24 protein-coding genes and 1 riboswitch are annotated in these 26047 nt (G+C 34.3%); of the genes, 18 read left to right on the forward strand and 6 right to left on the reverse strand.

Annotation, left to right across the window (positions count from 1 at the left end):
- Window positions 1-154 precede the first annotated feature (154 nt).
- Window positions 155-994, forward strand: a complete 840-nt coding sequence (locus G9F71_RS02470) for a formate/nitrite transporter family protein (RefSeq protein WP_164951027.1) — start codon at window positions 155-157, stop codon at window positions 992-994.
- 2 nt (window positions 995-996) lie between these two features.
- Here the strand turns inward: G9F71_RS02470 and G9F71_RS02475 are convergent, their stop codons facing one another.
- The 6 genes from G9F71_RS02475 to G9F71_RS02500 all read right to left on the reverse strand — a co-directional run bounded on the left by G9F71_RS02475 (window position 997) and on the right by G9F71_RS02500 (window position 7144).
- Window positions 997-1380: a metal-dependent transcriptional regulator gene (locus tag G9F71_RS02475; RefSeq protein WP_124997266.1), complete on the reverse strand. Its 384-nt coding sequence runs from the start codon at window positions 1378-1380 to the stop codon at window positions 997-999.
- Window positions 1381-1582: 202 nt separating this feature from the next.
- Window positions 1583-3307, reverse strand: a complete 1725-nt coding sequence (locus G9F71_RS02480; protein ID WP_164951026.1) for an ABC transporter ATP-binding protein — start codon at window positions 3305-3307, stop codon at window positions 1583-1585.
- An 18-nt stretch (window positions 3308-3325) separates the two neighbouring features.
- The gene (locus G9F71_RS02485) at window positions 3326-4111 is read right to left on the reverse strand and encodes an ABC transporter ATP-binding protein (protein ID WP_164951025.1); all 786 of its coding nucleotides are present in this window, start codon (window positions 4109-4111) and stop codon (window positions 3326-3328) included.
- An 11-nt stretch (window positions 4112-4122) separates the two neighbouring features.
- The gene (locus G9F71_RS02490; RefSeq protein WP_164951024.1) at window positions 4123-5136 is read right to left on the reverse strand and encodes a FecCD family ABC transporter permease; all 1014 of its coding nucleotides are present in this window, start codon (window positions 5134-5136) and stop codon (window positions 4123-4125) included.
- Entirely contained in the window at window positions 5133-6164 is a 1032-nt protein-coding gene (locus G9F71_RS02495) for a FecCD family ABC transporter permease (RefSeq protein WP_164951023.1), read from the reverse strand. The genes G9F71_RS02490 and G9F71_RS02495 overlap by 4 nt, the downstream gene beginning before the upstream one ends.
- Window positions 6161-7144 carry an ABC transporter substrate-binding protein gene (locus G9F71_RS02500; protein WP_164951022.1) on the reverse strand — a complete coding sequence of 328 codons (984 nt, stop codon included), beginning with the start codon at window positions 7142-7144 and terminating at the stop codon, window positions 6161-6163. The genes G9F71_RS02495 and G9F71_RS02500 overlap by 4 nt, the downstream gene beginning before the upstream one ends.
- A 392-nt stretch (window positions 7145-7536) precedes the next feature.
- On the opposite strand from G9F71_RS02500, the gene G9F71_RS02505 reads away from it, so the two are divergent.
- The 17 genes from G9F71_RS02505 (at window position 7537) to G9F71_RS02585 (ending at window position 25942) form a co-directional block, all read left to right on the forward strand.
- Complete coding sequence (locus G9F71_RS02505; protein ID WP_164951021.1) at window positions 7537-8508, forward strand: helix-turn-helix domain-containing protein; 972 nt, start codon at window positions 7537-7539, stop codon at window positions 8506-8508.
- An 86-nt stretch (window positions 8509-8594) separates the two neighbouring features.
- Window positions 8595-9488, forward strand: coding sequence for a GNAT family N-acetyltransferase (locus G9F71_RS02510; RefSeq protein WP_164951020.1), 894 nt, complete (start codon window positions 8595-8597; stop codon window positions 9486-9488).
- An 82-nt stretch (window positions 9489-9570) separates the two neighbouring features.
- Window positions 9571-9751, forward strand: a riboswitch (Lysine riboswitch).
- A gap of 147 nt (window positions 9752-9898) precedes the next feature.
- Entirely contained in the window at window positions 9899-10279 is a 381-nt protein-coding gene (locus tag G9F71_RS02515) for a hotdog domain-containing protein (RefSeq protein WP_124997282.1), read from the forward strand.
- Between the two features lie 55 nt (window positions 10280-10334).
- Window positions 10335-11162 (forward strand): 3-keto-5-aminohexanoate cleavage protein, encoded by an 828-nt coding sequence (locus G9F71_RS02520; RefSeq protein ID WP_164951019.1) that lies wholly within the window; start codon window positions 10335-10337, stop codon window positions 11160-11162.
- Entirely contained in the window at window positions 11162-11815 is a 654-nt protein-coding gene (gene atoD, locus G9F71_RS02525) for an acetate CoA-transferase subunit alpha (RefSeq protein WP_164951018.1), read from the forward strand. Before G9F71_RS02520 ends, atoD begins: the two co-directional genes overlap by 1 nt.
- Before the next feature lies 1 nt (window position 11816).
- Window positions 11817-12482, forward strand: coding sequence for a 3-oxoacid CoA-transferase subunit B (locus G9F71_RS02530; RefSeq protein ID WP_124997288.1), 666 nt, complete (start codon window positions 11817-11819; stop codon window positions 12480-12482).
- A gap of 15 nt (window positions 12483-12497) precedes the next feature.
- On the forward strand, window positions 12498-13535 hold the full coding sequence (locus G9F71_RS02535; RefSeq protein WP_164951075.1) for an L-erythro-3,5-diaminohexanoate dehydrogenase: 1038 nt from the start codon (window positions 12498-12500) through the stop codon (window positions 13533-13535).
- A 111-nt stretch (window positions 13536-13646) separates the two neighbouring features.
- Window positions 13647-14900 carry a lysine 2,3-aminomutase gene (gene ablA, locus G9F71_RS02540; RefSeq protein WP_124997290.1) on the forward strand — a complete coding sequence of 418 codons (1254 nt, stop codon included), beginning with the start codon at window positions 13647-13649 and terminating at the stop codon, window positions 14898-14900.
- Window position 14901: 1 nt separating this feature from the next.
- Window positions 14902-15945, forward strand: a complete 1044-nt coding sequence (locus G9F71_RS02545) for a hypothetical protein (protein ID WP_224626157.1) — start codon at window positions 14902-14904, stop codon at window positions 15943-15945.
- A 1-nt stretch (window position 15946) separates the two neighbouring features.
- Entirely contained in the window at window positions 15947-17416 is a 1470-nt protein-coding gene (locus tag G9F71_RS02550; protein WP_164951017.1) for a MutS-related protein, read from the forward strand.
- A gap of 1 nt (window position 17417) precedes the next feature.
- The gene (locus G9F71_RS02555) at window positions 17418-18974 is read left to right on the forward strand and encodes a lysine 5,6-aminomutase subunit alpha (protein WP_164951016.1); all 1557 of its coding nucleotides are present in this window, start codon (window positions 17418-17420) and stop codon (window positions 18972-18974) included.
- On the forward strand, window positions 18974-19762 hold the full coding sequence (locus G9F71_RS02560) for an OAM dimerization domain-containing protein (RefSeq protein WP_124997296.1): 789 nt from the start codon (window positions 18974-18976) through the stop codon (window positions 19760-19762). The genes G9F71_RS02555 and G9F71_RS02560 overlap by 1 nt, the downstream gene beginning before the upstream one ends.
- Before the next feature lie 520 nt (window positions 19763-20282).
- Window positions 20283-21758, forward strand: a complete 1476-nt coding sequence (dltA, locus tag G9F71_RS02565; RefSeq protein ID WP_164951015.1) for a D-alanine--poly(phosphoribitol) ligase subunit DltA — start codon at window positions 20283-20285, stop codon at window positions 21756-21758.
- A complete protein-coding gene (gene dltB / locus G9F71_RS02570) occupies window positions 21759-22904 on the forward strand; it encodes a D-alanyl-lipoteichoic acid biosynthesis protein DltB (protein ID WP_164951014.1) in 1146 nt (381 codons plus the stop codon).
- A gap of 14 nt (window positions 22905-22918) precedes the next feature.
- Window positions 22919-23158 carry a D-alanine--poly(phosphoribitol) ligase subunit DltC gene (gene dltC, locus G9F71_RS02575; RefSeq protein WP_164951013.1) on the forward strand — a complete coding sequence of 80 codons (240 nt, stop codon included), beginning with the start codon at window positions 22919-22921 and terminating at the stop codon, window positions 23156-23158.
- On the forward strand, window positions 23158-24357 hold the full coding sequence (gene dltD / locus G9F71_RS02580) for a D-alanyl-lipoteichoic acid biosynthesis protein DltD (RefSeq protein ID WP_164951012.1): 1200 nt from the start codon (window positions 23158-23160) through the stop codon (window positions 24355-24357). The genes dltC and dltD overlap by 1 nt, the downstream gene beginning before the upstream one ends.
- A gap of 313 nt (window positions 24358-24670) precedes the next feature.
- Window positions 24671-25942 (forward strand): M14 family metallopeptidase, encoded by a 1272-nt coding sequence (locus G9F71_RS02585; protein WP_164951011.1) that lies wholly within the window; start codon window positions 24671-24673, stop codon window positions 25940-25942.
- The last annotated feature ends 105 nt before the right edge of the window (window positions 25943-26047 follow it).

Raw genomic sequence — 26047 nt, forward strand, 5'->3', positions numbered from 1 at the left:
CTTAAAAATATAGGCTAGTATATACTAGTTATTTTTTGAAGATGCCTTATATAGGTATTAGGGATAAATAATTCAAATTGATTTTAATTATTTATCCCTTTATTTTCATTAAAATATTGTTAAAAGAATAATAAATGTTATAAGGAGTTTTAATATGGATAAATCGATGTTAAGCACAAAAGAAGTATGTAACTATGTAGAATCCCTTGGAATACAAAAGGCAAATAATAAGTTTATTCAAACGCTTATTCTTGGAATATTGGCAGGGGCATTTATAGCTATTGGAGGATTTTCAGCAGCAATGGCATCTCATAGTATAGAAAATGTAGGAGTAGCTAAACTTGTTTCTGGAATAATATTTCCAGTAGGACTTATGCTTGTTATAATTTGCGGTGCTGAACTTTTTACTGGAAATTGTTTACTTACTGTAGCTTATGCTCAAAAGAAAATAACACTAAAAAAAATGCTTAAAAATTGGGCAATAGTATATTTTGCAAATTTCATTGGTGCATTTATTATTGTAGTTTTAATATATTATAGTGGGTTATTAAGCACAAGCGGAGGGAAATTTGGTGGATATGTAATAAAGGTAGCAGCTTATAAATGTGGACTTACATTTAGTCAAGCTTTTACAAGCGGAATACTTTGTAATTTTGTAGTATCATTAGCAGTTTGGGGATCCTATGCAGCTAAGGATGTAGTTTCCAAGGTGTTTATTTCTTTCTTCCCAATAATGGCATTTGTTATTGCAGGTTTTGAACACAGCGTCGCAAATATGTACTATCTCTTATTAGGGTTATTTGCAAAAGTTAATCCTGCTTATGTAGAATTGTCTCACCAAAGTGCAGAAAAAGTAGCAAATATTAATTTTGTACATATTGCTCAAAATTTGATTCCTACAACACTGGGGAATATAGTTGGAGGCGGGATTTTTGTAGGACTAGCCTATTGGTTAATATTTAATAAATCAGTTTTAAAAGATGTTGATAGGTAATATCATTTTTCTTTTGTAAAATTAGAAAGGAATTGTTGCATTGCATAAATCGAATCACTACTGATAACATGCTCAATTGCGCAGGCATCTTTATCTGCAATACGAGCATCAATCTTTAAAACCTCTACGAACAATCTCTGAATCACTTCATGCTTTTTGGATGTGAATTCAGCCAGTTTAAGTCCTGTGGGAGTAAGGAATACCTCCTTGTATTTTTCGTTTATAATCAATCCTTTTTCTGAGAGAGTTGACATGGCACTATTAGTGCTTGCTTTTGTTACATTAAGAATTTCAGCTATATCGGATACTCTTGCTCCTTTTCCCTCAGTAGATAGGTTATATATAGCTTCAAGGTAGTTTTCCATGGTAAAAGTCAGGTTTTTCATTAGTTTTCCTCCATATCAAAAATCAAGTTACACTATTTTAATACTTTAATTATAACCTGTTGTTTAATAAAAATAAAGAGTATTTATAAAACCTAAAATGCAAGGTGTATATGAAATAGACTTATATTATTGCATGAATATAAAATATCCTGTCAAGAAGAGGGTTCTTCTTGACAGGATATTTTACTAGTTGGAGTAGTGGTTATGAAGCTTGCATAGAACACAACTTGGCATAGGAACCTCCTTTTTTCATAAGTTCATCATGAGTACCCTGCTCGGCAATACCTGCTCCAGCTAGAACCACAATCTGATCTGCTGAGCGGATTGTGGATAACCTGTGGGCAATAACAAGTGTGGTACGCCCTTTGAACAAGTATTCTAGGGAATGCTGGATTTCTCTTTCTGTTTTAGTATCCAACGAAGAGGTTGCTTCGTCCAAAATTAGAATAGGCGCGTTTCGTAGCAAAGCTCGAGCAATAGAGATTCGCTGTTTTTGTCCTCCGGATAGGCGAACTCCACGTTCACCAATAAGGGTTTTATAGCCATCCTCCAATGTTTCTATAAATTCATGGGCATTGGCGGCCCTAGATGCTTCTATCACCTGTTTATGTGATGCATTTTTACAGCTGTAAGCGATATTCTCGTATACTGTGCCGTTGAATAGAAAGGTGTCTTGAAGTACCATGCTGACGTTGCTACGTAGACTTTTAAGGGATGTGTCCCGAATGTTGATTCCATCTACTCGTATTTCACCTTCAGTAGGGTCATAAAAGCGGTTGAGTAAGCTGGCAATTGTAGATTTTCCCACTCCTGTGGTGCCTACTAAAGCAACTGTTTGACCTGGCTTAATTTTTAGATTGATGCCAGAAAGTACTGTTAAATCTGGATTGTAATGAAATGTAAGATTGCAAAATTCTACCGCGCCCTTTACATTTTTTAATTCTGTGGGATTTTGATTTTCCTGTACACTAGAAACCTCGTCCATAACCTCAAATACACGCTCGCAGCCAGCAATAGCGTTATTTAGGTTCTCGTTAACGTTGGACAGGTTGGTTATGGGTTCATAAAACAGTGTAAGATACATAATAAATCCTACTATGTCGGCGATAGAAGCCTCCCCTATGGAGTTAAGATAGCCACCGTAAATAATAACGGCTACAGAACCTACTGAACTAAGAAACACAATAGACGGGTGAAACAGTTCGCCCATTTTTGTGGCATTAAGGAAGGCATTGGTTTGGCGACGTGCAAGACTGCCAATTTTTTCTGTTTCATAATCCTGTTGATTGAATACCTGAATCTCTTTCATTCCAGAAAGATTATCATGAAGGGCACCGCTCAGTTCCCCCAGGGCTTTCTGGTTTAGGCGCCATTGTGGGCGGACATATTTGGAATATCCTACATTAGCAATCATCAAAAATGGAATGGCAATTAGGCTGATAAAGGCCAATTTAACATTAATGAGAAAAAGCATCACAGCCACACTTGCAAGGGTCAACACATTAACTATTAAATCAGGCACAGCATGGGCAATCAAAAGCTCAGTATTAACCACGTCGTTCATGATGCGACTAGCCAGTTGGCCTGTTTGCTTATCATTATAATATCCCATGGAAAGATGTTGCATTTTGTTATACAAAGCTGTACGTAAATCTGCAACATAGTGATACGCTCCGTAGTGAGTGAAGTATCCTTTGGTAAAAGAACAAAACCATCTCAGAACGTAGGTTGCAAGCAGTATTAGTCCCATGCTAAGGGATTTAGAAGCGATTTGGGGATCGCCATTTATGGCAAGAGCAGTGAGCTCCCGAATTACCCAGGGAGAATAAAGCTGAAGTAGTGTAGAAATAATTACAGAAATCATTCCAATAAATATATAAATCCAATATTTTTTTGCACCTTTCAGAACTCTTAAGCAAATATTCAAATGATAACACCTCTTTTTTTATTTGAGTAAATTATAGGTAATGCATACGGGTCTTCCGGTACTAGGTTCATGAACAATCTTGGCATCGATAGTGAATACTTCTTTTAACACAGGGACAGTCATCACCTCTTTTGGTGTTCCATGCTTAATTATGTCGCCGCCACGTATGGCAATCATATAATCGGAAAAGCGCGCTGCAAGGTTTAAATCATGTAGCACCATTACAATGGTACAGCCTTGATTTTTGTTTAGGGAATGGAGAAGTTCCAACACCTCCAACTGATGTGAAAGGTCAAGGTATGTTGTTGGTTCATCCAGAAGAATTAGGTCTGTCTGCTGTGCAAGGGCCATGGCTATCCATACCCTCTGACGTTGACCTCCTGAAAGTGTATCCACCTCTCGGTGTTCAAGCTCCGTAAGCTTTGTTATCTCAAGAGCCCATTTCACAATTCTATTATCCTCTGCAGTCAGCCTTCCAAAGCCTTTTTGATGGGGGAAACGTCCGTAGGCTACCAGTTCCTTCACGGTTAATCCACTGGGAGCCGTTGGTGTTTGGGGGAGCACAGCCATTGCCTGGGCAACCGCTTTTGTGGAGAGATTTCGAATATCCTCGCCGTTCAAATAAATCAGGCCATTTTTCGGTTTTAAAATACGGCCCACAGCCTTTAATACCGTAGACTTGCCGCATCCGTTAGGACCAATAATAGAGGTAATCTGTCCATGGGGAATATTCATATTAAGCGCCTTTACAATCAATGTTTCGTCATAAGCTATATCTAAGTTATCTGTTACAATACTGTTCATATATATGCCTCCTAATTTGCTTTAGCTAGTAGGTAGAGAAAGTATGGAGTACTCAAAACGGTGATGATAATACCGGTTGGAATATTCGTGCCTAAACTTACCGTACGAGTGATAGTGTCTGCAACAAGTACAACTAGCGATCCAATTAGTGCAGAAGCAGGTATCAGTACTTTATGATTGGGGCCAATCAGTTTGCGCCCTAGGTGGGGGCTAATCATCCCAACAAAGAAGAAATTTCCACCTAGTGCCACGCTACCAGAGGACAGCGCCACCGCCGCTAGAGACAGTCCTAAAAACTCTTTTTTAACTCTAACGCCCAGACCTGTGGCCGTCTGATTTCCTAAATTCAAGGCATTAAGCATTCGAGACTTATAAAGTACATAAAAAAACAGCAGCAGTGTCCATGGAAGCAAAACTGCAATATATTTCCAATCGGTCCCCCACAAGTCACCCGCCTGCCAGCGCTGCGCAAACTCGAACTGTGCTTTGTCAAGCTTAAGGGTTATCATTAGTGATAGGGCGCCGTAGCCGCTACTCATGGCAACGCCGGTGAGAATCAGACCTATTGAGGAGATATTCCTACCTTTATGATAAGATAATAGGAAAATTAGTGCAGCAGCGGTTATGCCTCCAACAAAGGACATCAAAGGTAGTGTGAATGCGGATGAATATCCATTCGTGGAAAATACAGCCACATAAATTAGCATAAATAGCCCAGATCCAGAGCTGATGCCAAGGGTGCCAGGGCTTGCCATATCATTTTTAAGAAGGCTCTGCATGATGCAGCCCGACACTCCCATACCGATGCCTACAAGTATGGAAAGCAGGATGCGAGGCACCCGGAACTGGAACACAATAAGGTTCTGCTGATCCGTACCCTTGCCTAAAATTACACTTAGTACCTCTACCGGCGATAGGTTCATCTTGCCAGAATTCATACTGAAAATGGAGATAGCTAGCACAAGTACAACGAGAATCAATAGGGTAAGTAAGCCTTTTTGAAGGGTATACTTTTGCTTCTTCATTCAAATTGCCTCCTTTGTTTTCTGGAGAGATAAAGAAAGTACGGAACGCCTACAATAGCAAAGATAATACCCAGGGGTGTTTCGTAAGGGCGGTTAATGAGTCGTCCCAAAAAGTCTGCTACAACCAAAAACCCGGCTCCGTACAATGCTGATGCAGGAATGATATAGCGGTAGTCTACACCTACCATATACCGCACGATATGGGGGACTATAAGACCAACGAAGCCAACAGGGCCAACCGTAACTACCGAAAGTCCAGTAAGCACCAGTACAATAAGTGTGGAGATTGCCTTGACACGTGTTGTGTTAAGTCCAAGTCCCGCGGCAACTTCCTCTCCAAGGCTAAGTACGGTGACGGAGGGGGAAATAATAATTGCAGCCGCTGTACCAATAAAAAACAGAGGACTAATGGCTAGAAGTTCAATCCATTTCGCACTAGCTGTACCCCCTGCGGTCCAATAGGTTAATGCTTGTCCTATATTGTATTTTATTGCAACGGCAGAGCTAAAGGCCCCGAATAACATAGAGATAGACATACCTGCCAAAACAAGGCGTTGGGATGTCATACCTCTTTTTCCCATAGATGCAATAAAATAAGTTAAACCGGTTGTTACTGCAGCACCAAGGCATGCAAAGAGCATAGTTTGAGCATAATTGCGTTCAGGTAAAAAAGCGAAGCATAGTGCCATTGCAAAGGCGGCTCCAGAGCTTATGCCCATAAGTCCAGAGTCCGCAAGTGGGTTTCGAGTAGTTCCCTGCATAATTGCACCTGTTACTGCCAGACTGGCTCCCACAATCATATCTGCCACCGTACGGGGAAATCGTAGGCTTTGTATAATACGGTGCTCTGTCAGACTAGAATCAAAACTGAAAATTGCGCCCCATGCCATTGACAAATCCATGTCGGCTGCGCCGAAGGAAATTGAAGCTGCAGTTGCCAGTAAAAGGAGTGCTACTCCTAATATCATATAGAGGGTGAAGTTGAGCTGTCCATTTTTTTTCGGATCTATAGAGCTTATGTCTGTCATTGTTTATCCTTTCCAATTACCTTACTGCTCTGAGCTTTAAGCAAAGCATTTGTAATATAATTCACTTGGGCATTTGCTGAATAAATATCCGTGTAATAGCTCAAACCAAATTCCATTTCAATTAGGCGATTATTTTTGATTGCAGGAAGTGAGTTCCATATCTTATTTTTTGTTAAATCCTCTACACCTTCATATACATTACGAATAATATAATCGCCACAATACTCAGGAAGAACTTCAAAGGAAACTTCTTCTGAGAAGGAATCCTTATCTATAATATTTTTTTGAACTTTTTCTGGTGCTTTTAGTGAAAGGGCATTGTATGCTACCATTCCCGTACCAAATTTTCCGCCCTTCACACCCATACTTTTTTGGTCGCCTTCTAATACTGAGATTGTTAGGTTGTTAAATCCAGCTTCTTGCAATTTCTTTTTTGATGCTTCAATATTTGCGTGATAATTCCCAATAACCTCCTTAGCTTCTTTTTCTTTATTTAATGCCTGTCCAATCAGTGTTACTCTTTCTTCTGTTGAGATATCCCCATAAGGAACATAAACCGTAGGTGCAATTTTAGAAAGCTTTTCAGACTGTTCTTTATTAATGGTGATAATCAAATCAGGCTTCAAAAGCATAACAGCTTCAACATCCCAGCTTCCAAAGTGTCCTAAGTCTTTAATGCCAGCAGTTATGTTATGATATGCCGCGCCGGTATATACTTCAGATATACCAACGGGTTTAATGCCAAGGGATATAACGTCTCCCATGAGATACTGTACAATAACTCTTTTGGGATTTGCAGGAACTTTTACATCTCCAAGTTTAGTTGATATGGTGCGAGTTGCAGAAACATTTTTCGACGAGTTTTCCACAGTCAAAGGCTTAGTATCAGGCGATTTGGAAGTACTTGCGGTGCTGCAGCCTACTAGTCCAGATGCCAGAATTACTCCTGCGCATAATAGGGAAATCAATTTGTTTTTCATTTTATATATTCCTCCTTTTAGATAAAAACAAGTTTTTCAAGGCTAGTGGGCATCATAAGGACGATTTTATAAAGCCTAGAGGGTAAATGTTAGGCTGCTCTAACTATTAGCAATTGTATCAATCACTTTTTAGTCTGTCAACAGGACAGCTTGTAACTAAGTAGAACTTAGAAGACAATGGCAATTGACTTAAACACAGTATGCAACAGTATTTTCCAACTTTTTTTCTATTTATAATTTATTCATTTTGGAGTAGGATTGTACCGTTTTGGGATATTTTTTATGCTTGTCCCATATTTATGGAAATGTTATAATACACTATAATTAGCGGTTTGTAATACAAAGTATCATAAAGTGTTGTGTTTACTTTATGAGGAAAGAGGGGTGTCAATATGACTACGAATGAATATCAATTGGGTTTTGGAGCTATGGCAGCCAACTTTGGTTTGGAGAAACGGCCTTATGGCAATGGCATCAAATACAACTTCCCACCGAGTTGGGAAAATGGCTGGATTATGGAAATGCATGCAGCCAAAGGGCTGTTTGTAAGCAGCGCTTGGTTCACTCCAACTAAGACGATGTCATATACAATGGAGATAGAAAAGCCTTGCATGTTGATATTCTGCGTGGATTGCGGGGATATTACATTTACCCAGAGGGGGAAGTCAGCAAAACACTTGACTCCAATAAATCATGTGATTGTTAATCCTAAAAAGCCACTAAAAATAACCTTCCCCGCAAATGTTCACACTTGCTATACCTGTGTTCTGGTTTTTGAAGAGTTTATTCAAAAATTTCTTAAGGATAGGCCACTTGACCCACCTTTTTCAATGGATAATCTAGGTTGTTTAAAGGAAACTCATTACAATACCCCAAATATCACCCTTGTTCTTGAGCAAATACGGTGGGGTGTACGAAGCGGTGATATGCCACTGATGAATTTCGAATGTAAGATGGGTGAGTTATTGTCGTTGATTGTGTGCAATACACAGCGCGAAAGGACGTGGAGTGATAACCGTCGCAATCATGTGACATGGGAGAATGAACAAAAAACATACGGGGTGAAGGTAAACATAGACCAGGACATATTGAACCCTCCCTCTATGATTGCTATGTGCCGACTTGCAGAGATGAGTGAGACAAAGCTGCGAAGCTCCTTCAAGCAACTTTACCATATGACAATCTTCGACTATATTCGCACAGAAACAATGAAGCGGGCAATGATGTTTCTAGGCGCTGATGAACTAAGCATCAAAAACATCGCAGAAAAGTGCGGTTATGAAAGCCCATCGAAATTTACAGCGGCATTTAAGAAAATACATGGCATAACACCCAGACAATTCCGAAAGGGTTTCGGATTGTGATGAAATAAAAACTATAAAAATTTATAGCGAAGTAGATAAATTGCGTTTATTATTTATTGGATAAATGATTAAAAGGGGATGAGCCAATGGAAATTAAACAATTTAAAATAATATCTTCTCAGCAGAAGAAGGAACTATATAATTTCATTAAAAGTACAGATTTAACCTATAATAAAACCTATATAGAAATGACTAAAATATATGAAAGTGATACTTTTAATGAGGGAGACACTGTTTTTATACTATTTGATAGGGGACACATTAAAGGAAGCATCGCTGTAATAACTAAGGAAATCAGTATTAAAGGAGAAGCATTTATTACAGATATTTGTGTTGAAAGAGAAAATGCAGAAAAAAATTTATGCTTTTTAATGGAGACAATAGTTAAATGTTGTAATGCATACACTGCCCAAAATATAAAAATTGGTATTCGTAAAAATGAAGTACATCTTATCCCATATATTCGTAAATTGGAATTTACTCATATTTATGATGCAGTAGTAATGAAATATAAAAAAGATGAAAATATGGTTTTAAAAGTAAATAACAATATAGATCTTAGGCCTCTTTGTATATTAAATTCACATAAATATATGAATATTCATAATGAAACCTTTAGAAATAGTCCTAATGGAGGAACTATTAATGACCTGGATGTAAAGGATTATATAGTTCAATATGCTAATAATGAAGATTTGATTGGAATATGTTTTGACCAAAATAATCCATGCGGTATATATGAGCTTTCTATAGATGGGAATACAGGATGGGTTGATACCCAAGGAATTACGCCTATTTACCAAAGAAAAGGGTTGGGAAGTGCATTAATAGTAAAATGCATTAAAAAGCCATATGAGAAAAATATAGATGAAATTAAACTTTTAGTAATTACATCTAATGGTATTGCGGTGAACATGTATAAACGGATGGGATTTGAAGAGGAAAGTGTATTTTCTTATTGGTTTGAAAAAAAATATTGATTTTTTTGAAGAAAAGTATTGTATTTGAATTATTAACAGATTATAATTCAATTGAGAACAATAAATTAAAATTTAATAAATTCACATAAATAGAGGTGCAAAAAAAGAGGTAGTTTTTGAATGCTAAGGATATGGACATCCAATATCAAAAACGAAGGATTTATTTGCCGAAAGAGTATTTTGGTTCTTCAAGATATTCTTGGGGATAGAGAGTAGTATTTCTATCACTGCCATAAAGATTTTTATGGAGAGCTATTTATGTAATGGAAAGTAATTTTTCATTGCATTAATAGGTTGAGTACTTCTGTTAATTAAGGCACTGAAAATTCAGCGCCTTTTTTTGTTTTTAAAATAAAAGTAGCATAAGTATTGCAATCCTGACAACTACAATAAAAGAGGAGGAAATTAAAATGAAATCGTTAATCAGATTGAGAATGAGTGCGCATGATGCACATTATGGTGGAAATTTAGTGGACGGAGCAAGAATGCTTCAATTATTTGGTGATGTAGCTACAGAACTTTTGATTTTAAATGATGGTGATGAAGGATTATTCAAAGCATATGATGCTGTAGAATTTTTAGCACCAGTTTATGCAGGAGACTTTATCGAGGCTGTTGGAGAAATAGTGAAGGTAGGGAATTCATCAAGAAAAATGATTTTTGAAGCAAGAAAAGTTATAGTACCAAGACCGGATATAAATGATTCAGCTTGTGATGTATTAGAAGAGCCAATAGTAGTTTGTAGGGCCAGTGGAACTTGTGTTGTTCTAAAAGATAAGCAAAGAAAATAACGTCGAATGTAAACTTTTTCATTTAGTAATTGATATTTAAAGAGGGGGTTACAACGTGGGAAAATTAATTATTACAGCAGCTATATGCGGAGCAGAAGTTACAAAAGAACATAATCCAAACGTACCATATACTGTTGAGGAAATAGCAGTAGAAGCTGAAAAAGCATATAGGGCAGGGGCTAGCATTATTCATCTACACGTAAGGAAAGATGACGGGACACCTACTCAAGATAGGGAGAGATTTAAAGCCTGTATGGAAGCTATTAAGGAAAGATGTCCAGACGTTATTGTTCAGCCTTCTACAGGCGGAGCAGTTGGTATGAGTAACGCAGAAAGATTACAACCTGTTGATCTAAAACCTGAAATGGCAACTTTAGATGCTGGAACCTGTAATTTTGGTGGAGATGACGTTTTCGTAAACACCGAAAACACTATTAAAGAATTTGGCCAAAAGATGATGGAACTTTCCGTAAAGCCAGAAATAGAAGTTTTTGATAAGGGCATGATAGACATGGCTATAAGACTTCAAAAGAAAGGCTTTATAAAAACTCCAATGCATTTCAATTTTGTTATGGGTGTAAATGGAGGGATTTCTGCAACACCAAGAGATTTGGTATTTATGGCAGGAAGCATTCCAGCGGGAAGTACATACACTGTATCAGGTATAGGTAGAAGCGAATTTCAAATGGCAGCCATGGCTATTATCATGGGTGGACATGTAAGAGTTGGATTTGAAGATAATGTATATATTGAAAAAGGCATACCAGCTAAATCAAATGCAGAATTAGTAGAAAGAGTAGTTCGACTTGCAAAAGAGCTAGGCAGAGAAATAGCTAGTCCAAAGGAAGCAAGAGAAATATTAGGTTTACAGGGGGAGAAATAATGAATAAAGTTGTATCTTTAGAAAGAGTCAGACCGTTACTTAAAGATGGAATGTCAATAATGATAGGTGGGTTTTTAGCCTGTGGAACACCTGAAAAGATGATAGACTTATTAATAGAAACAAAGGTTAAAGACTTAACTATAATAGCAAATGATACAAGTTTTATAGATAGAGGTATAGGTAAACTTATAGTAAATGGTCAAGTGAAAAGGGTTGTAGCTTCTCATATAGGAACAAATGCTGAAACAGGAAGACTTATGACAGAAGGAAAAATGGAAGTAGAACTTGTACCACAAGGAACATTAATTGAAAGAATAAGAGCAGCGGGAGCTGGTCTTGGTGGAGTGCTTACGCCTACAGGAGTTGGTACTATGGTGGAAGAAGGAAAACAAAAACTTACCATCGAGGGAAAAGAATATTTATTAGAACTTCCAATTAAAGCAGATTTAGCACTTGTTTTTGCGAGTGTTGTAGATGAAATTGGAAATGCAGTTTATTATGGGACAACAAGAAACTTTAATCCACTAATAGCTACTGCAGCGGAAATTGTGATAGTAGAAGCAGAAAAAATTGTGAAAGTTGGAATGCTTGATCCAAACAATATTATTACTCCAAGTGTATTGGTTGATTATATTATAGGGGAGGAGAGCTAATATGATTACAGATAGTAAGCTTGCAAAACAAATTATTGCAAAAAGAATTGGTAAAGAATTAAAAGATGGACAACTTGTTAATTTAGGAATAGGACTTCCAACATTAGTTACAAACTATATTCCTGAAGGTGTTCATGTTACTTTCCAATCAGAAAATGGTATGGTTGGCATGGGAGCTACTCCGCCAAAGGGAGAAGAAAACAAAGATATAACTAATGCAGGTGGTCAATTTACTACAATACTACCTGGTGGAGCATACTTTGATAGTGCTATGTCTTTCACTTTAATAAGAGGTGGACACGTTGATATGACTGTTCTTGGAGCACTGGAAGTAGATCAAGAAGGTAATTTAGCTAATTGGATTGTACCAGGTAAAATGGTTCCAGGTATGGGTGGAGCAATGGATTTAGTAGTAGGAGCTAAAAAGGTTATTATTGCAATGCAACATACAGCTAAAGGAACTCCTAAAATATTAAAGAAATGCACATTACCACTAACCGCAAAAGCACAAGTTAACCTTATAGTTACAGAACTTGGAGTAATGGAAGTTACGGATAAAGGGCTTGTACTTATTGAAATTCATAAAGAGACAACAGTTGAAGAAGTTAAATCACTTACTGGGGCAGAACTCATAATATCAGAAAATCTAAAAACAATGGATGTATAAGAGGAGGAACTCATGATGAATAAAGGATGTAAATACGGAACTCACAGGTCAATTGAACCAAAAGGTGTATTACCACAACCAGCAACTAAAATATCAAATGATATGAATATATTCGATAATGAAATTTTAATTGATGTTCAAGCTTTAAATATAGACTCAGCTAGTTTTACTCAAATAGAGGAAGAAGCGGGACATGACATTGAAAAAATAAAAGCTAAAATCATTGAAATCGTAACGCTTAGTGGAAAAATGCAAAACCCTGTAACAGGTTCAGGCGGAATGCTTATTGGAACAGTTGAAAAAATAGGCGAAGCTTTAAAAGGCAAAACAGATCTTAAAGTTGGAGACAAAATCTCCACATTAGTTTCATTATCATTAACACCTTTAAAAATAGATGAAATTATAGATATTAAACCAGATATTGATAGAGTTGTAATAAAAGGAAAAGCTATTTTGTTTGAAAGCGGACTATATGCAAAACTTCCAAAAGATATGGATGAAAATTTAGCCTTAGCAGCATTAGACGTTGCAGGAGCACCAGCTCAAGTTGCTAAACTTGTTAAACCAGGTCAATCAGTTCTACTTCTAGGTGCAGCAGGAAAATCAGGAATGCTTTGTAGTTATGAAGCAGTTAAAAGAGTAGGACCAACAGGCAATGTTATAGGTCTTGTAAGAAACGAAGAAGAAGCAGCAAGACTTGCAAGATTAGGACTTAAAATGCAAATAGTTATAGGAGATGCTAGAAACGCTCTTGATGTAATGAACACTACTCTAGCACATAATAATGGATGCGAAGTTGATGTAGCAATAAACATGGTTAACGTTCCAAATACTGAAATGTCAACAATTCTGCCAGTAAAAGATGACGGAATAGTTTACTTCTTCTCAATGGCTACAAGCTTTACAAAAGCAGCACTTGGAGCTGAAGGTGTAGGTAAAGACGTTACTATGATCGTAGGAAATGGATACACTAAAGGACATGCAGAAATAACTCTTGAAGAGTTAAGGGAAAATGGAATATTAAGAAGTGTATTCGAAGAATTATACGTTTAATTTTGTTTTAGAGAATACAATATAAAGCTATATTGTATTCTGTCTAAGATGTATTAATATATCAGCTACACATCATGCAAATAAAAATTATTATACGATGGAGGTATTAATATGAAAGTTAATAGAAGATTTGAATTATTTAAAGATGTAACAGATGAGCAGTGGAATGATTGGAAATGGCAGGTTAAAAATAGAATTGAAACTGTAGAGGAACTAAAAAAGTATATACCTCTAACAGAAGATGAAGAAGAAGGGGTCAAACAATGTATTAAAACATTAAGAATGGCAATAACTCCTTACTATCTATCTTTAATTGACCCTAGTGACCCACATGATCCAATAAGAAAGCAAGCTATACCAACTGCATTAGAATTGCATCAAGCAGACGCTGATCTATTGGACCCATTACATGAAGATGCAGATTCTCCAGTGCCAGGATTAACTCATAGATACCCAGACAGAGCATTAATATTAGTAACTGATATGTGTTCAATGTATTGCAGACATTGTACAAGAAGAAGATTTGCAGGACAAAGCGATAGTGCTATGCCAATGGATAGAATAGATAAGGCTATAGAGTACATCAGGAATACTCCACAAGTTAGGGATGTATTATTATCAGGTGGAGATGCACTACTTGTTTCAGATGATAAATTAGAATATATAATCAAAAAATTAAGAGAAATTCCACACGTTGAAATAATAAGATTAGGTTCAAGAGTGCCAGTAGTTCTTCCACAAAGAATTACGCCAGAACTTGTAGATATGTTAAAGAAATATCACCCAATTTGGCTTAATACTCATTTTAATCATCCAAATGAAATTACAGAAGATTCAAAACTTGCCTGTGCTCGAATGGCAGATGCAGGAATACCTTTAGGGAACCAAACAGTTCTTTTAAGAGGGGTTAATGATTGTACACATGTAATGATGGAACTCGTTCATGATCTTGTTAAAATTAGAGTTAGACCATACTATATCTATCAATGTGACCTTTCTATGGGACTTGAGCACTTTAGAACACCAGTAGCTAAAGGAATAGAAATTATTGAAGCACTAAGAGGGCATACTTCAGGATTCTGTATACCAACATTTGTTGTTGATGCACCAGGTGGCGGTGGAAAAATTCCAGTAATGCCAAGCTATCTTATATCTCAAAGTCCTGAAAAAGTAGTACTTAGAAATTTTGAAGGTGTTATAACTTCTTATGAACAACCAACTAGCTATACATCAGACTGTCATTGTGACGTATGCGAAGGTAAGAAAAAGGTTCACAAAGTAGGAGTAGCGGGTTTATTAAATCATGAGGGAATGGCAATGGAACCAGTTGGACTTGAAAGAAATTTAAGAGCGCATCACGAGTAAAATGAAACTTAATCAAGAAATGCTCAGTATTTTCCAAATGGTTCAAAAATATGAGAGTATTTCTATAATAGGGATGAATAAAAATGTAGGAAAAACAACAACCTTAAATCATATATTAAAAGAGGCCAGAGGGATGATATCCCTCGGCCTTACCTCTATAGGAAGAGACGGAGAAGATCAAGACATAGTAACTGCAACAGAAAAACCTAAAATTTATGTAGAGTGCGGAACTTTGATTGCTACTGCGAAACAATGTTTATTAAATAGTGATATAACTCGAGAGATTTTAAAAACTACCGGTTTTAATACTCCCATGGGAGAAATAGTTATATGCAGAGCACTAAGTGACGGATATGTAGATTTAGGCGGCCCATCTGTAAATTCTTATATGACTTTAATATGTGAGGATCTTAAAAAGTTTGGAAGTAAGCTTACAATTGTGGATGGAGCTCTTAGTAGAAAAACTTTTGCGTCTCCAGCAATTACAAATGCTACAATTTTATCAACTGGAGCAGCACTTTCAAAAAGTATGGCTGCGGTTATAGAAGAAACTAGTCATGCTGTTAAATTATTATCCACAGAAAATGAAGTAGATGATGAAATATTAAAGCTGGCCAGTGAAGTTTTGTGCAAAGGAAGAATAGGTATTATTAGCCGCGGCAATAATATGAAAATTCTAGATGCACTTACAGCGCTCGGATCTTCTAAGGAAATTGCTGAGGCAATGGACGAAACTACTTCTTATGTAGTTATTAAGGGTGTAGTTTCGGACAACCTTTTAGAAGATATTATGAGCACCACAAAAATGTATAGAGGAGTAACTTTCCTAGTTGAAGATGGAACAAAGCTGTTTTTAACTAGGGATACCCTTTATAAATTTAAAGTTCAAGGTGGAATCATAAAAACAATGAATCCAATCAATATAGTATGTGTTACATCTAATCCAAAATCACCTTATGGGTACGAATTTGATAAGTATAAGTTTTTAGATGGACTTAGGAATAATTTAAATGTACCTGTATTTGATGTAATTGGAGGGGAGTAAAATGAAATTTTTAGATAAGCAGCAGAGAGAACAAATTGGGTTTTCTTTTGTTATGGATAAACTAGGAATAACTACCACATATGGACTTGAGGAAAGAAAAAATATTAAGCCCTTTAAAGCTTCAGAAATAAATGAATTAACTCATGAATTAAATAGCTTAGAAAATACAATTAAGTCCATGAGATTATATACTCAAGAGTATAATCAAATTGGAAGAATTTTTTGTAAGCTCAAAGATATTAGAAATTCTATTAAAAGATGTAGTGAATCCGAAATATTAGACGAAGTTGAATTATATGAATTAAAATATTTTTCAATATTAGTATCAGAATTAAAGAACATTTTGGAAAAATTACATCTTGATATAGAAGAAGTTCATCTGAACTCTTTAGAAGAAATTATTTCTCTCCTTGACCCACAAGGCAGTGGAATACCGACTTTTTATGTTTATGACGAGTACTCTAAAACTTTAAAGTTTATTCGGGAAAAGAAAAGACAAAAGGAAAAAGAGATTTTCATTGCAGAAACTCAGGAAAAAGTTAGTGAGCTAAAGCAGTTGAGGTTAGATTTAGTTATAGAAGAAGAAGATGAAGAGTTAAGGATTAGAAAAGAATTAACATTGCAAATCTCTCAAAAAGCTGATAGCTTAAAGCAGAATATAAAAGCTATAGGTAAATTAGATTTTTTAATTGCTAAAGCAAAATTATCCATAGACTATAATGGTATAAGACCAGAAATTTGTGATGATATGAAAATTCACCTTACTGACGCATTTAACCCTGAAGTTAAAGAGATATTAGAAAAAGGTAAAAAAAGATTTACCCCAGTTAGTATAGACCTAAGTTTCGGTACAACTATTATAACTGGAGCTAATATGGGTGGGAAAAGTGTTACTCTAAAGACTATTGTTCTAAATTTACTACTAGGTCAAATGGGTTTTTTTGTATTTGCAGAAAGTGCACAATTTCCAATTTTAGGATTTATTCATTTTGTTTCAGATGATATGCAGTCTATCTCCAAAGGTTTAAGCACATTTGGAGCAGAAATAATAAAACTAAAAGAAGTGGTAGAGTGTGCAAAAAGAGAGAATGGATTTATAGCTTTAGATGAGTTTGCAAGAGGTACTAATCCGAAAGAGGGGTATTACCTTGTGAAATCTCTTTCTAAATACTTGACTAAATTTAAGTCAGTAAGTTTAATTTCAACTCATTATGACGGAGTAGTAGAGGATAATATGGATCACTATCAAGTAACGGGCCTTAAAAATGTAGACTTTAATGACTTGAAATATAAGATAGATTTGAATAAAACTCACTCTGTTGAAATAATACAAGAGCATATGGAGTATAAGCTAGAGAAGGTTTCAAAAGAAAATAAAGTGCCAAAAGATGCACTTAACATAGCCGTATTATTAGGACTTGAAAAAGAAATAGTAGATATAGCAAAAACATTTTATAATGAGGAGGAATAATATGGAAAGCAAGTTGAATTTAAATTGGGCTGTAGTCGACAAAGCTAGACAATCAGCTAAAAATATAGCAAGAGATACTCAAGAATTTATTGATATACATACTACAGTAACAGTAGAAAGAACTGTTTGTAGACTTTTAGGCATTGATGGGGTAGATGAAGCTACCGTACCTATTCCCAATATCGTAGTAGACAACATTAAAAATGGCAATGGATTAGGACTTGGTGCTGCAATGTTTATTGGAAATGCTATGATTGAAACTGGCCTTTCAACACAAGAAATTTCAGAAAAAGTAGCAAAAGGTGAAATAGACTTAACTAAACTTCCTATGCATGATGCATTCGAAATCAAAATGGCTGTAGATAAAGTTGCTAAAGAAATGGTTGCTAAAATCAGTGAAAATAGAGGTAAGAGAGAATCATACCTTGAAAAGTTCGGTGATAAAAGTGGTCCATATCTTTATGTAATAGTTGCTACAGGTAATATATATGAGGATATAATTCAAGCAAGAGCAGCTGCAAAGCAAGGCGCAGATGTAATAGCGGTTATAAGAACTACAGGACAAAGCTTACTTGACTTTGTTCCCTACGGAGCTACAACAGAAGGCTTCGGAGGAACAGTTGCAACCCAAGAAAACTTCAGACTTATGAGAGCAGCTCTTGATGAAGTTGGAGAAGAGGTTGGAAGATACATAAGACTTTGTAACTATTGCTCTGGATTATGTATGCCTGAAATAGCTGCTATGGGAGCTATAGAAAGATTGGACGTTATGCTAAATGATGCTCTATACGGAATTCTATTCCGCGACATCAATATGCAAAGAACTATAGTTGATCAATATTTCTCAAGAATAATCAATGGATTCGCTGGAGTTATAATAAACACTGGAGAAGATAACTACTTAACTACAGCAGATGCGGTAGAAGAAGCTCATACTGTACTTGCATCTCAGTTTATAAATGAACAATTTGCATTAGTTGCTGGACTTCCAGAAGAGCAAATGGGACTTGGTCATGCTTTTGAAATAAGTCCAGATGTTGAAAATGGATTTTTATTTGAACTTGCACAAGCACAAATGGCAAGAGAAATCTTCCCTAAAGCTCCACTCAAATATATGCCTCCAACTAAGTTTAAGACTGGAGATATATTTAAAGGACAAGTGCAAGATGCATTATTCAACATGGTTACTATTATGACAGGACAAAAATTACATCTTCTTGGAATGCTTACAGAAGCAATACACACTCCATTTATGGCAGATAGAGCGATATCAATAGACAATGCTCAGTATATATTTAGAACTATGAAGGATTTAGGATCAGAAATAACCTTCAAAAAAGGTGGCATGATGGAAACAAGAGTTGATGAGGTATTAAATAAAGCAGCAGACTTAATTTGCGAAATTGAAAAAGAAGGGTTATTCAGAACCCTTGAGCAAGGAAAATTTGCAGGAATCAAAAGACCTTTAACAGGTGGAAAAGGCCTTGCAGGAGTTGTTCAAAAAGAAAAAGCTTATTTCAACCCATTTATAGATTTAATGTTAGGAGGGAAAAAGTAATGAGCGAAGGACAATATTCATTAGAAGTTAAAGAGTATGATAAAAGTTTAGATTTAAAAAAGCTTAAACCTTATGGAGATACGATGAATGATGGTAAGGTTCAAATGAGCTTTACACTTCCAGTAGAGGATAATGAAAGAGGAGTAGAAGCAGCACTTCAACTTGCTAGATCTATGGGACTTAAAGATCCAATCTGTGCTCATCATGGTTCTTTAGATAAAGAATTTGCTTTCTATGTGATTTACGGTTCATTAACACATACTGTAAACTATGAAGAAATCCATGTTCAAACTGTAGAATGTGAAGTAATGGATATGAAAGAAGTTGGAGAGTATATAAAAGAAAACATTAAACGTGAAGTTATAATAATTGGCGCTAGTACAGGTACAGATGCTCATACAGTTGGTATAGATGCTGTAATGAACATGAAGGGTTTTGCAGGACACTATGGTCTTGAGAGATACCCTATGATAGAAGCTTTGAACTTAGGAAGTCAAGTTGAGAATGAAGAATTTATTAAAAAGGCTATAGAACTTAAAGCAGATGTTCTTCTAGTTTCTCAGACTGTAACTCAAAAGGATGTACACATTCAAAACCTTACTAACCTAGTAGAATTATTAGAAGCAGAAGGAATCAGAGATAAAGTTGTATTAATTTGTGGAGGTCCAAGAATAACACATGAACTTGCTAAAGAACTTGGATACGATGCAGGTTTCGGACCAGGAAAATTTGCTGGGGACATAGCAAGTTTTGCAATTACAGAAATGGTTGAGAGAGGACTCGTTTAAAAAATAAACTTAGAGAGAAATCTTAATGGGTTCAGCTTGAAATATTTTAATATAATTATCTTATTTATAATACATTGAACGTAAGAAGTCACTATTTAAGTCTCCACTCCTTTAAAATAAACTGAAGGAATGGAGACTTATTAAGTTTATTATGTTTTTTTGAACGTAACTGTAATTGCTATGGTGTTACATTCCTTATAATTTAAAAGACATCATTTTTATAGTGCAAAATAATATATTTCAATATTATTTTGCACTATCTTTATATCAACATGTAAGAGAATAATTTAGTTCATTAAAATAAAATGCATTATCAAAACAAGATAAATTTTTATGAAAAAAAATATTAAAATATGAATTTATGCAAAGTACTGATATAATAAATTTTAGTGAAATAGGAATTAAGTAGAATTGTGGGGTTTAATTGGAGTAATAATGTTATTTTGAATTGATAATTTTAAAATTAAAAGAAAGGAAATGTAAGAGATATAAATTTATATAGAGGAAGGAAGGCGAATTTATGAATTTTATTGATATAATTGAGAGTTATTGTAATACTAATAAAATAGCTCATATCTATAAGAATAGCAACTTAACTTATAAAGAGTTAAAAACAAAATCTGATTCACTTGCTGTAAATATTATAGAGTTATTTGGGAAAGACAAAACTCCAATAATAGTTTTTGGACATAAAGATCACTTAATGCTTATAAGTTTTTTAGCTTGTGTAAAAAGTGGACATGCATATATTCCAGTAGATAGCTCAACTCCAAGTACAAGGCTTAAGGATATTTTATTTATTTCTGGTGCTAAACTAATTATAAATATATCAGATAAGTTAATTGATATTCCTGCAGATAGAGTATTAAATAAGAATGAAATAGAAGAAAATGCATTACAATATAAGGATAAAATTCCAAATGTGAGTTATAGAATTAAGGGGGAAGAGGTTTATTACATTATATATACGTCAGGAAGTACTGGTAAACCAAAGGGAGTTCAGATAACCCAAAATTGTATTCAAAGTTTTATTGATTGGAGTATGGATTTAATTGATAAAAAAGATAAAATATTTATGAATCAAGCACCTTTTTCTTTTGATTTATCTGTTATGGATACTTATTTATCATTGGTTTCTGGTTCAATATTATATAGTATTGATAAAGAGATGATAGCCAATTTACTTGAGCTTTTTATAAATTTCAAGTCTTCAGGAATTACAACTTGGGTTTCTACTCCTTCCTTTGCAGAAATGTGTTTGCAAAGTGAGCAATTTAATGAAAAATTGTTACCTGAATTGAGGCAGTTGTTATTCTGTGGAGAAACACTTTCCAAGGAATGTGTAAAAAAATTATTTGAAAGATTTCCTAAGATTAAAATAATAAATTTCTATGGTCCAACAGAGGCAACAGTGGCAGTAACTGCAATTGAAATAAAACAAGAAATGCTTTTAAGTAAAGAAAGTCTTCCAGTTGGGTACGTAAAAAAAGACTGTGAAATAATCATAGAAGAAAATACAAATGAAATATTAATAGTAGGTGATAGTGTAAGCATAGGCTACTTTGCTGATCCTATTTTAACAAAAAAATCCTTTTTTAAAAGAGAAATTTCAGATGTTGAAAAGAGGGGTTATAGGACAGGAGATACGGGGTATATTGATAATGGGCTACTATATTATGAGGGACGAATAGATAATCAAATTAAACTTAATGGTTATAGAGTAGAAATTGAAGACATCGAAAATAATATAAAAAAACTTCCTTTCATAAAAAATGCCGTTGTAGTACCTATTAAGGAAAAAAATAAAATTAAATATTTGGCAACAGTTGTAGTGATAAATGATAAGTTTGAAGGAAACATAATTATCTCAGTTAAAAATTCCTTGAAGGATTTATTGCCTTCATATATGATACCTCGCAAAGTAAAGGTAATAGAAGCTTTACCTATGAATAGAAATGGAAAAATCGATAGAAAAAAGATAATGGAGGAATTTTAGATGCTTCCTTATGGAGATTTTTTGTATTTTTATTTAATGATTTTGGTACTAATTCCGGCAATTGTCGTTGGTTTGCTTGGCAAAAGGATAAAGTGGTATGGTCTACCGGCAAGCTTATTTATGATCTATTTGATTTTTGGTAATTCAAGACAACAAGTTGAATATTTAATTGTATTTTTTGTAATGGAATTTTTATTAATTATAATTTATAGCTTTATGGTAAGAAAGTTTAAACAAAGATGGTTACTTTGGATTATAATATTAATTGGTCTATCACCCTTAATTTACTCAAAGTTCAGCAATATATTTATACACAAAGAGCTTGGATTTTTAGGTATTTCTTATTTAACTTTCAAAGTTATTCAGATGTTAATACAAATTTTTGATGGGTATATAACCAAAATAAATATTTTTGATCTCGCTTATTTTATATTGTTTTTTCCAACCTTAAGCTCTGGACCCCTCGATCGTTCAATTAGATTTATGGAGGAAAGCAATAAGGTTATTAAACCCAGACAATATGTTGAATATTTAGGTGATGGACTATTTAAAATTTTACAGGGAGTAGGATATAAATTCTTAATAGGATATTATATACAAGAACATTTAATTAATATAATCTTATTAAGACAACACACTTTAATAAATGCAATTAAATATATGTATTCTTATAGTTTTTATTTGTTTTTTGATTTTGCCGGTTACAGTTTAATTGCCATAGGCGTAAGCTATATAATGGGAATAAGAACACCTGAAAACTTTAATCTTCCATTTATAAGTAAAGATATAAAAGATTTTTGGAACAGATGGCACATGAGCTTATCTTTTTGGTTTAGAGATTTTATTTATAATAGATTCGTAATGAGTGCTCTTAAGAAAAAGTGGTTCAAGAGTAAATATACAGCTTCATATATTGGTTACATGATAACCATGACAACCATGGGGCTATGGCATGGAATTCAGTTAAATTATATTGTTTACGGTGCATATCATGGGATTTTGATCATAGTTACAGATTATTTTCAGAGAAAAGTAATCTACAAAAAAGTCAAAGGAAAGGTTTGTTTTAAAATTGCTTCAACTGTTGCAACCTTTAATTTGATATGTTTTAGCTTTTTAATATTTTCAGGATATTTATTTAAATAGAAGGAGGAATTTATATGCAAGAATTAATTTATAATATATTAGAAGAAATTACTGGGGAGGATTTACGCAGTGAAAGTGATGTGAATTTATTTGATAGTGGAAGATTGGATTCATTAGGAGTTATTGAACTGATTGTAGCAGTAGAGGAAAAAATTAATATTATACTTGACCCTGCTGTTGTTGAAAGAAAAGATATAGAAACACCAAATAAAATTATTGAATACCTTGAAGCCCTCTCTGAATGTAGAATATAATGAAAAAGGTCATAGCTTTATTTTGTTCTATTATTATTAGTATTGTTTTTTTGTTTTGTTATCAAAGCCATTATGAAAGTCTTATTTCAAAAAAATATTATGACAAGTTTGGAGAAAATTTAACTGCTAATAAATTTAAAAGTGTAATGCTTCAAAAAATGGGAGCAAGAGAAGGGGATAATCTTTTGATGTTTGGTTCCTCTGAGTTTGTAGCCAGCAATGGGTATTCTACTCATCCATTTAAATTTTTTAATGGCAAAAAAGATGGTTTCCAAATCAATCTTATAGGTACATCAGGTTATAAATGTTTAGTGCATGTTGCTGATTTTGGGGCACTTGGCAAAAATTTAAAAGGACAAAAGGTTGTTTTTGTGCTCTCGCCTCAATGGTTTACAAAGGCAGGTATTGATGAAAATACCTTCGAAGCTAATTCTTCTGAGCTGCAGGCATATGGTTTTTTGTTTAATAATGATATAAATTTAAGCACAAAAAAAGAGTTCGCAAAAAGAGTAATATCAATTACTTCAAAAAAACCTAATAGAGATTTTCAGCGTATGAGGACATATTGCTCTCTTTATAGTAATAAGGACTTACTAAGTATAACTAAGAGATATTTAATGACACCATATTATTGGATAAAATATGAGCTATTAACATTAAAGGATGATATAAATAGCAATAAATATCTTAAGCTTAATACCGAAATTGTAAAATATCAACAACCACAGCATACAAATATTAATTGGAATGAGGAATTAAAAAAAGCTGTGGAAACTGCTAAACCAAAGTCAAATAATAATAAATTTGGCATGGAAAATCATATTTATAATTCCAGAATTAAAGGAACCTTTGAAAAACAAAAGGGATCAATGAAAAAAGATACCTATAAGGTATCTCCAGAATATGAGGATTTTAAATTGCTGTTAGATGTTTGCAGGGAGGAAGGAATTAAACCATTAATTTTAAATATACCTGTAAACGGAAAATGGTATGATTATGCTGGATTTAATAAAAGGGATAGGCAAGCTTATTATAAAAAGATAGATGATATGGTTAGTTCTTATGACTTTGAAGTTGCTGATTTTTCAATGCATGAAAATGAAAATTATTTTTTAAAGGATGCTTCCCATTTAGGATGGAAAGGTTGGGTGTATGTTAATGAAGCCATTGATAAGTATTATAATGAAATTAAAAAATAATATAATCTTTATGATAGCCATCTATACAATTGTCATCTTAGGTTGTGGTTATATGTTTATATTTGAGCCTGATGCAAAGGTTACTTATATTTATAATCAGTTTTAAATCTAGTGTGTGGCTCTTGATATTTCAAGAATAATATTCATTAATCAACAAGAAAGCACGTAAAAATTCTTACGTGCTTTTTTGTTGGTTTAAATATGTTGAATTGATTGTAAATTTAAGCTTATTTTTGATATATTCATTTAAAACTGTAACATTTTTCATTAAATTTCATAAAATAGTACTATAAGAAATTTTAGGAGGGGGAATTTGCAAATCCTAAAGATAGGCTCAAGAGGAACCGAGGTAATGGAAATACAAGCACTACTTAATAAATTAGGTTATAGTGTGGACGGAATAGATGGAATTTATGGACCTAAAACTGCAGCAGCAGTATCGATGTTCCAAAGATATTTTGGGTTATTACCTACCGGAGTAGTAAATGACGACACTTATAAACTCATGAATAGATTTTTAATGGGTTATGATACCTACAGAATTAGACCCGGGGATACACTATATCTTATAGCAAGGAGATATTACACTACACCGCTAAGTATAATTACTGCTAATCCTCAAATAAATCCTAATAATTTGAAAGTTGGAAGTGAGATTATAGTTCCTTATTCATTGGAGGTTGTTTATACAAATATTGACTACACTTATGATATTATGAAAAAAGATTTAGAAGGACTAAAGGCTAGGTACCCATTTATTGAAGTTGCCAGTGCAGGCAAGAGTGAGCTAGGAAAAGAACTTTATTATGTAAAACTGGGGAATGGACCTAATAAAGTTTTTTATAATGGGTCTCATCATGCTATTGAATGGATAACTACTGTACTTTTAATGAAGTTTATTGAGAATTTTTCTAAAGCCTATGCTACAGGACAAAATTTAGAAGGTTACAATGTCCAGGATATATGGAATAAGAGCAGTATATATGTGATGCCTATGGTGAATCCAGATGGTGTTGATTTAGTGCTTAATGGTCTAGATAGGAGTAATCCATACTACAATGATTTAATTAAGTGGAATAATGGAAGTACGGATTTTTCTAAAACTTGGAGTGCAAATATAAGGGGCGTAGACCTTAATCATAATTATGATGCTCTATGGTTAGAGTCAAAGGAGGCAGAAAAAAGCTATGGGGTGTATGGACCGGGGCCTACAAGATATTCAGGTACGTCGCCAGAATCAGAATCGGAGTCTAAGGCTCTAGCAGATTTTACAAGAAAAAATAATTTTAGATTAGTAATAGCTTATCATAGTCAAGGGGAAGTGATATACTGGGATTTTGAAAATTTGGCTAGTCCGGAAGCTAGAAAAATAGGAGAGATATTTTCAAAATTAAGTGGTTATGAACTCGCAGAAACTTATGGAATTACAAGTTTTGCAGGATATAAGGATTGGTTTATAGATAAATATAGAAAACCTGGATATACCATTGAGGTTGGACTTGGAGAAAATCCTCTTCCAATAAGTCAATTTAATAAAATTTATAAGGATAACATCAAAGTATTATTAGAAGGAGCATTGGTTTAACTATTTATAAATATTAAAAGAGTATGAAATTTAATTAAGCGTTTTTTCTTATATTAGGCTATAAGGTCAAGTATATATTGCTAAAATGCTTTCACTTCGCCAAGT

The organism is Clostridium sp. FP2 (assembly GCF_011065955.2).
Classification (GTDB): Bacteria; Bacillota; Clostridia; order Clostridiales; family Clostridiaceae; genus Clostridium_AD; species Clostridium_AD tagluense.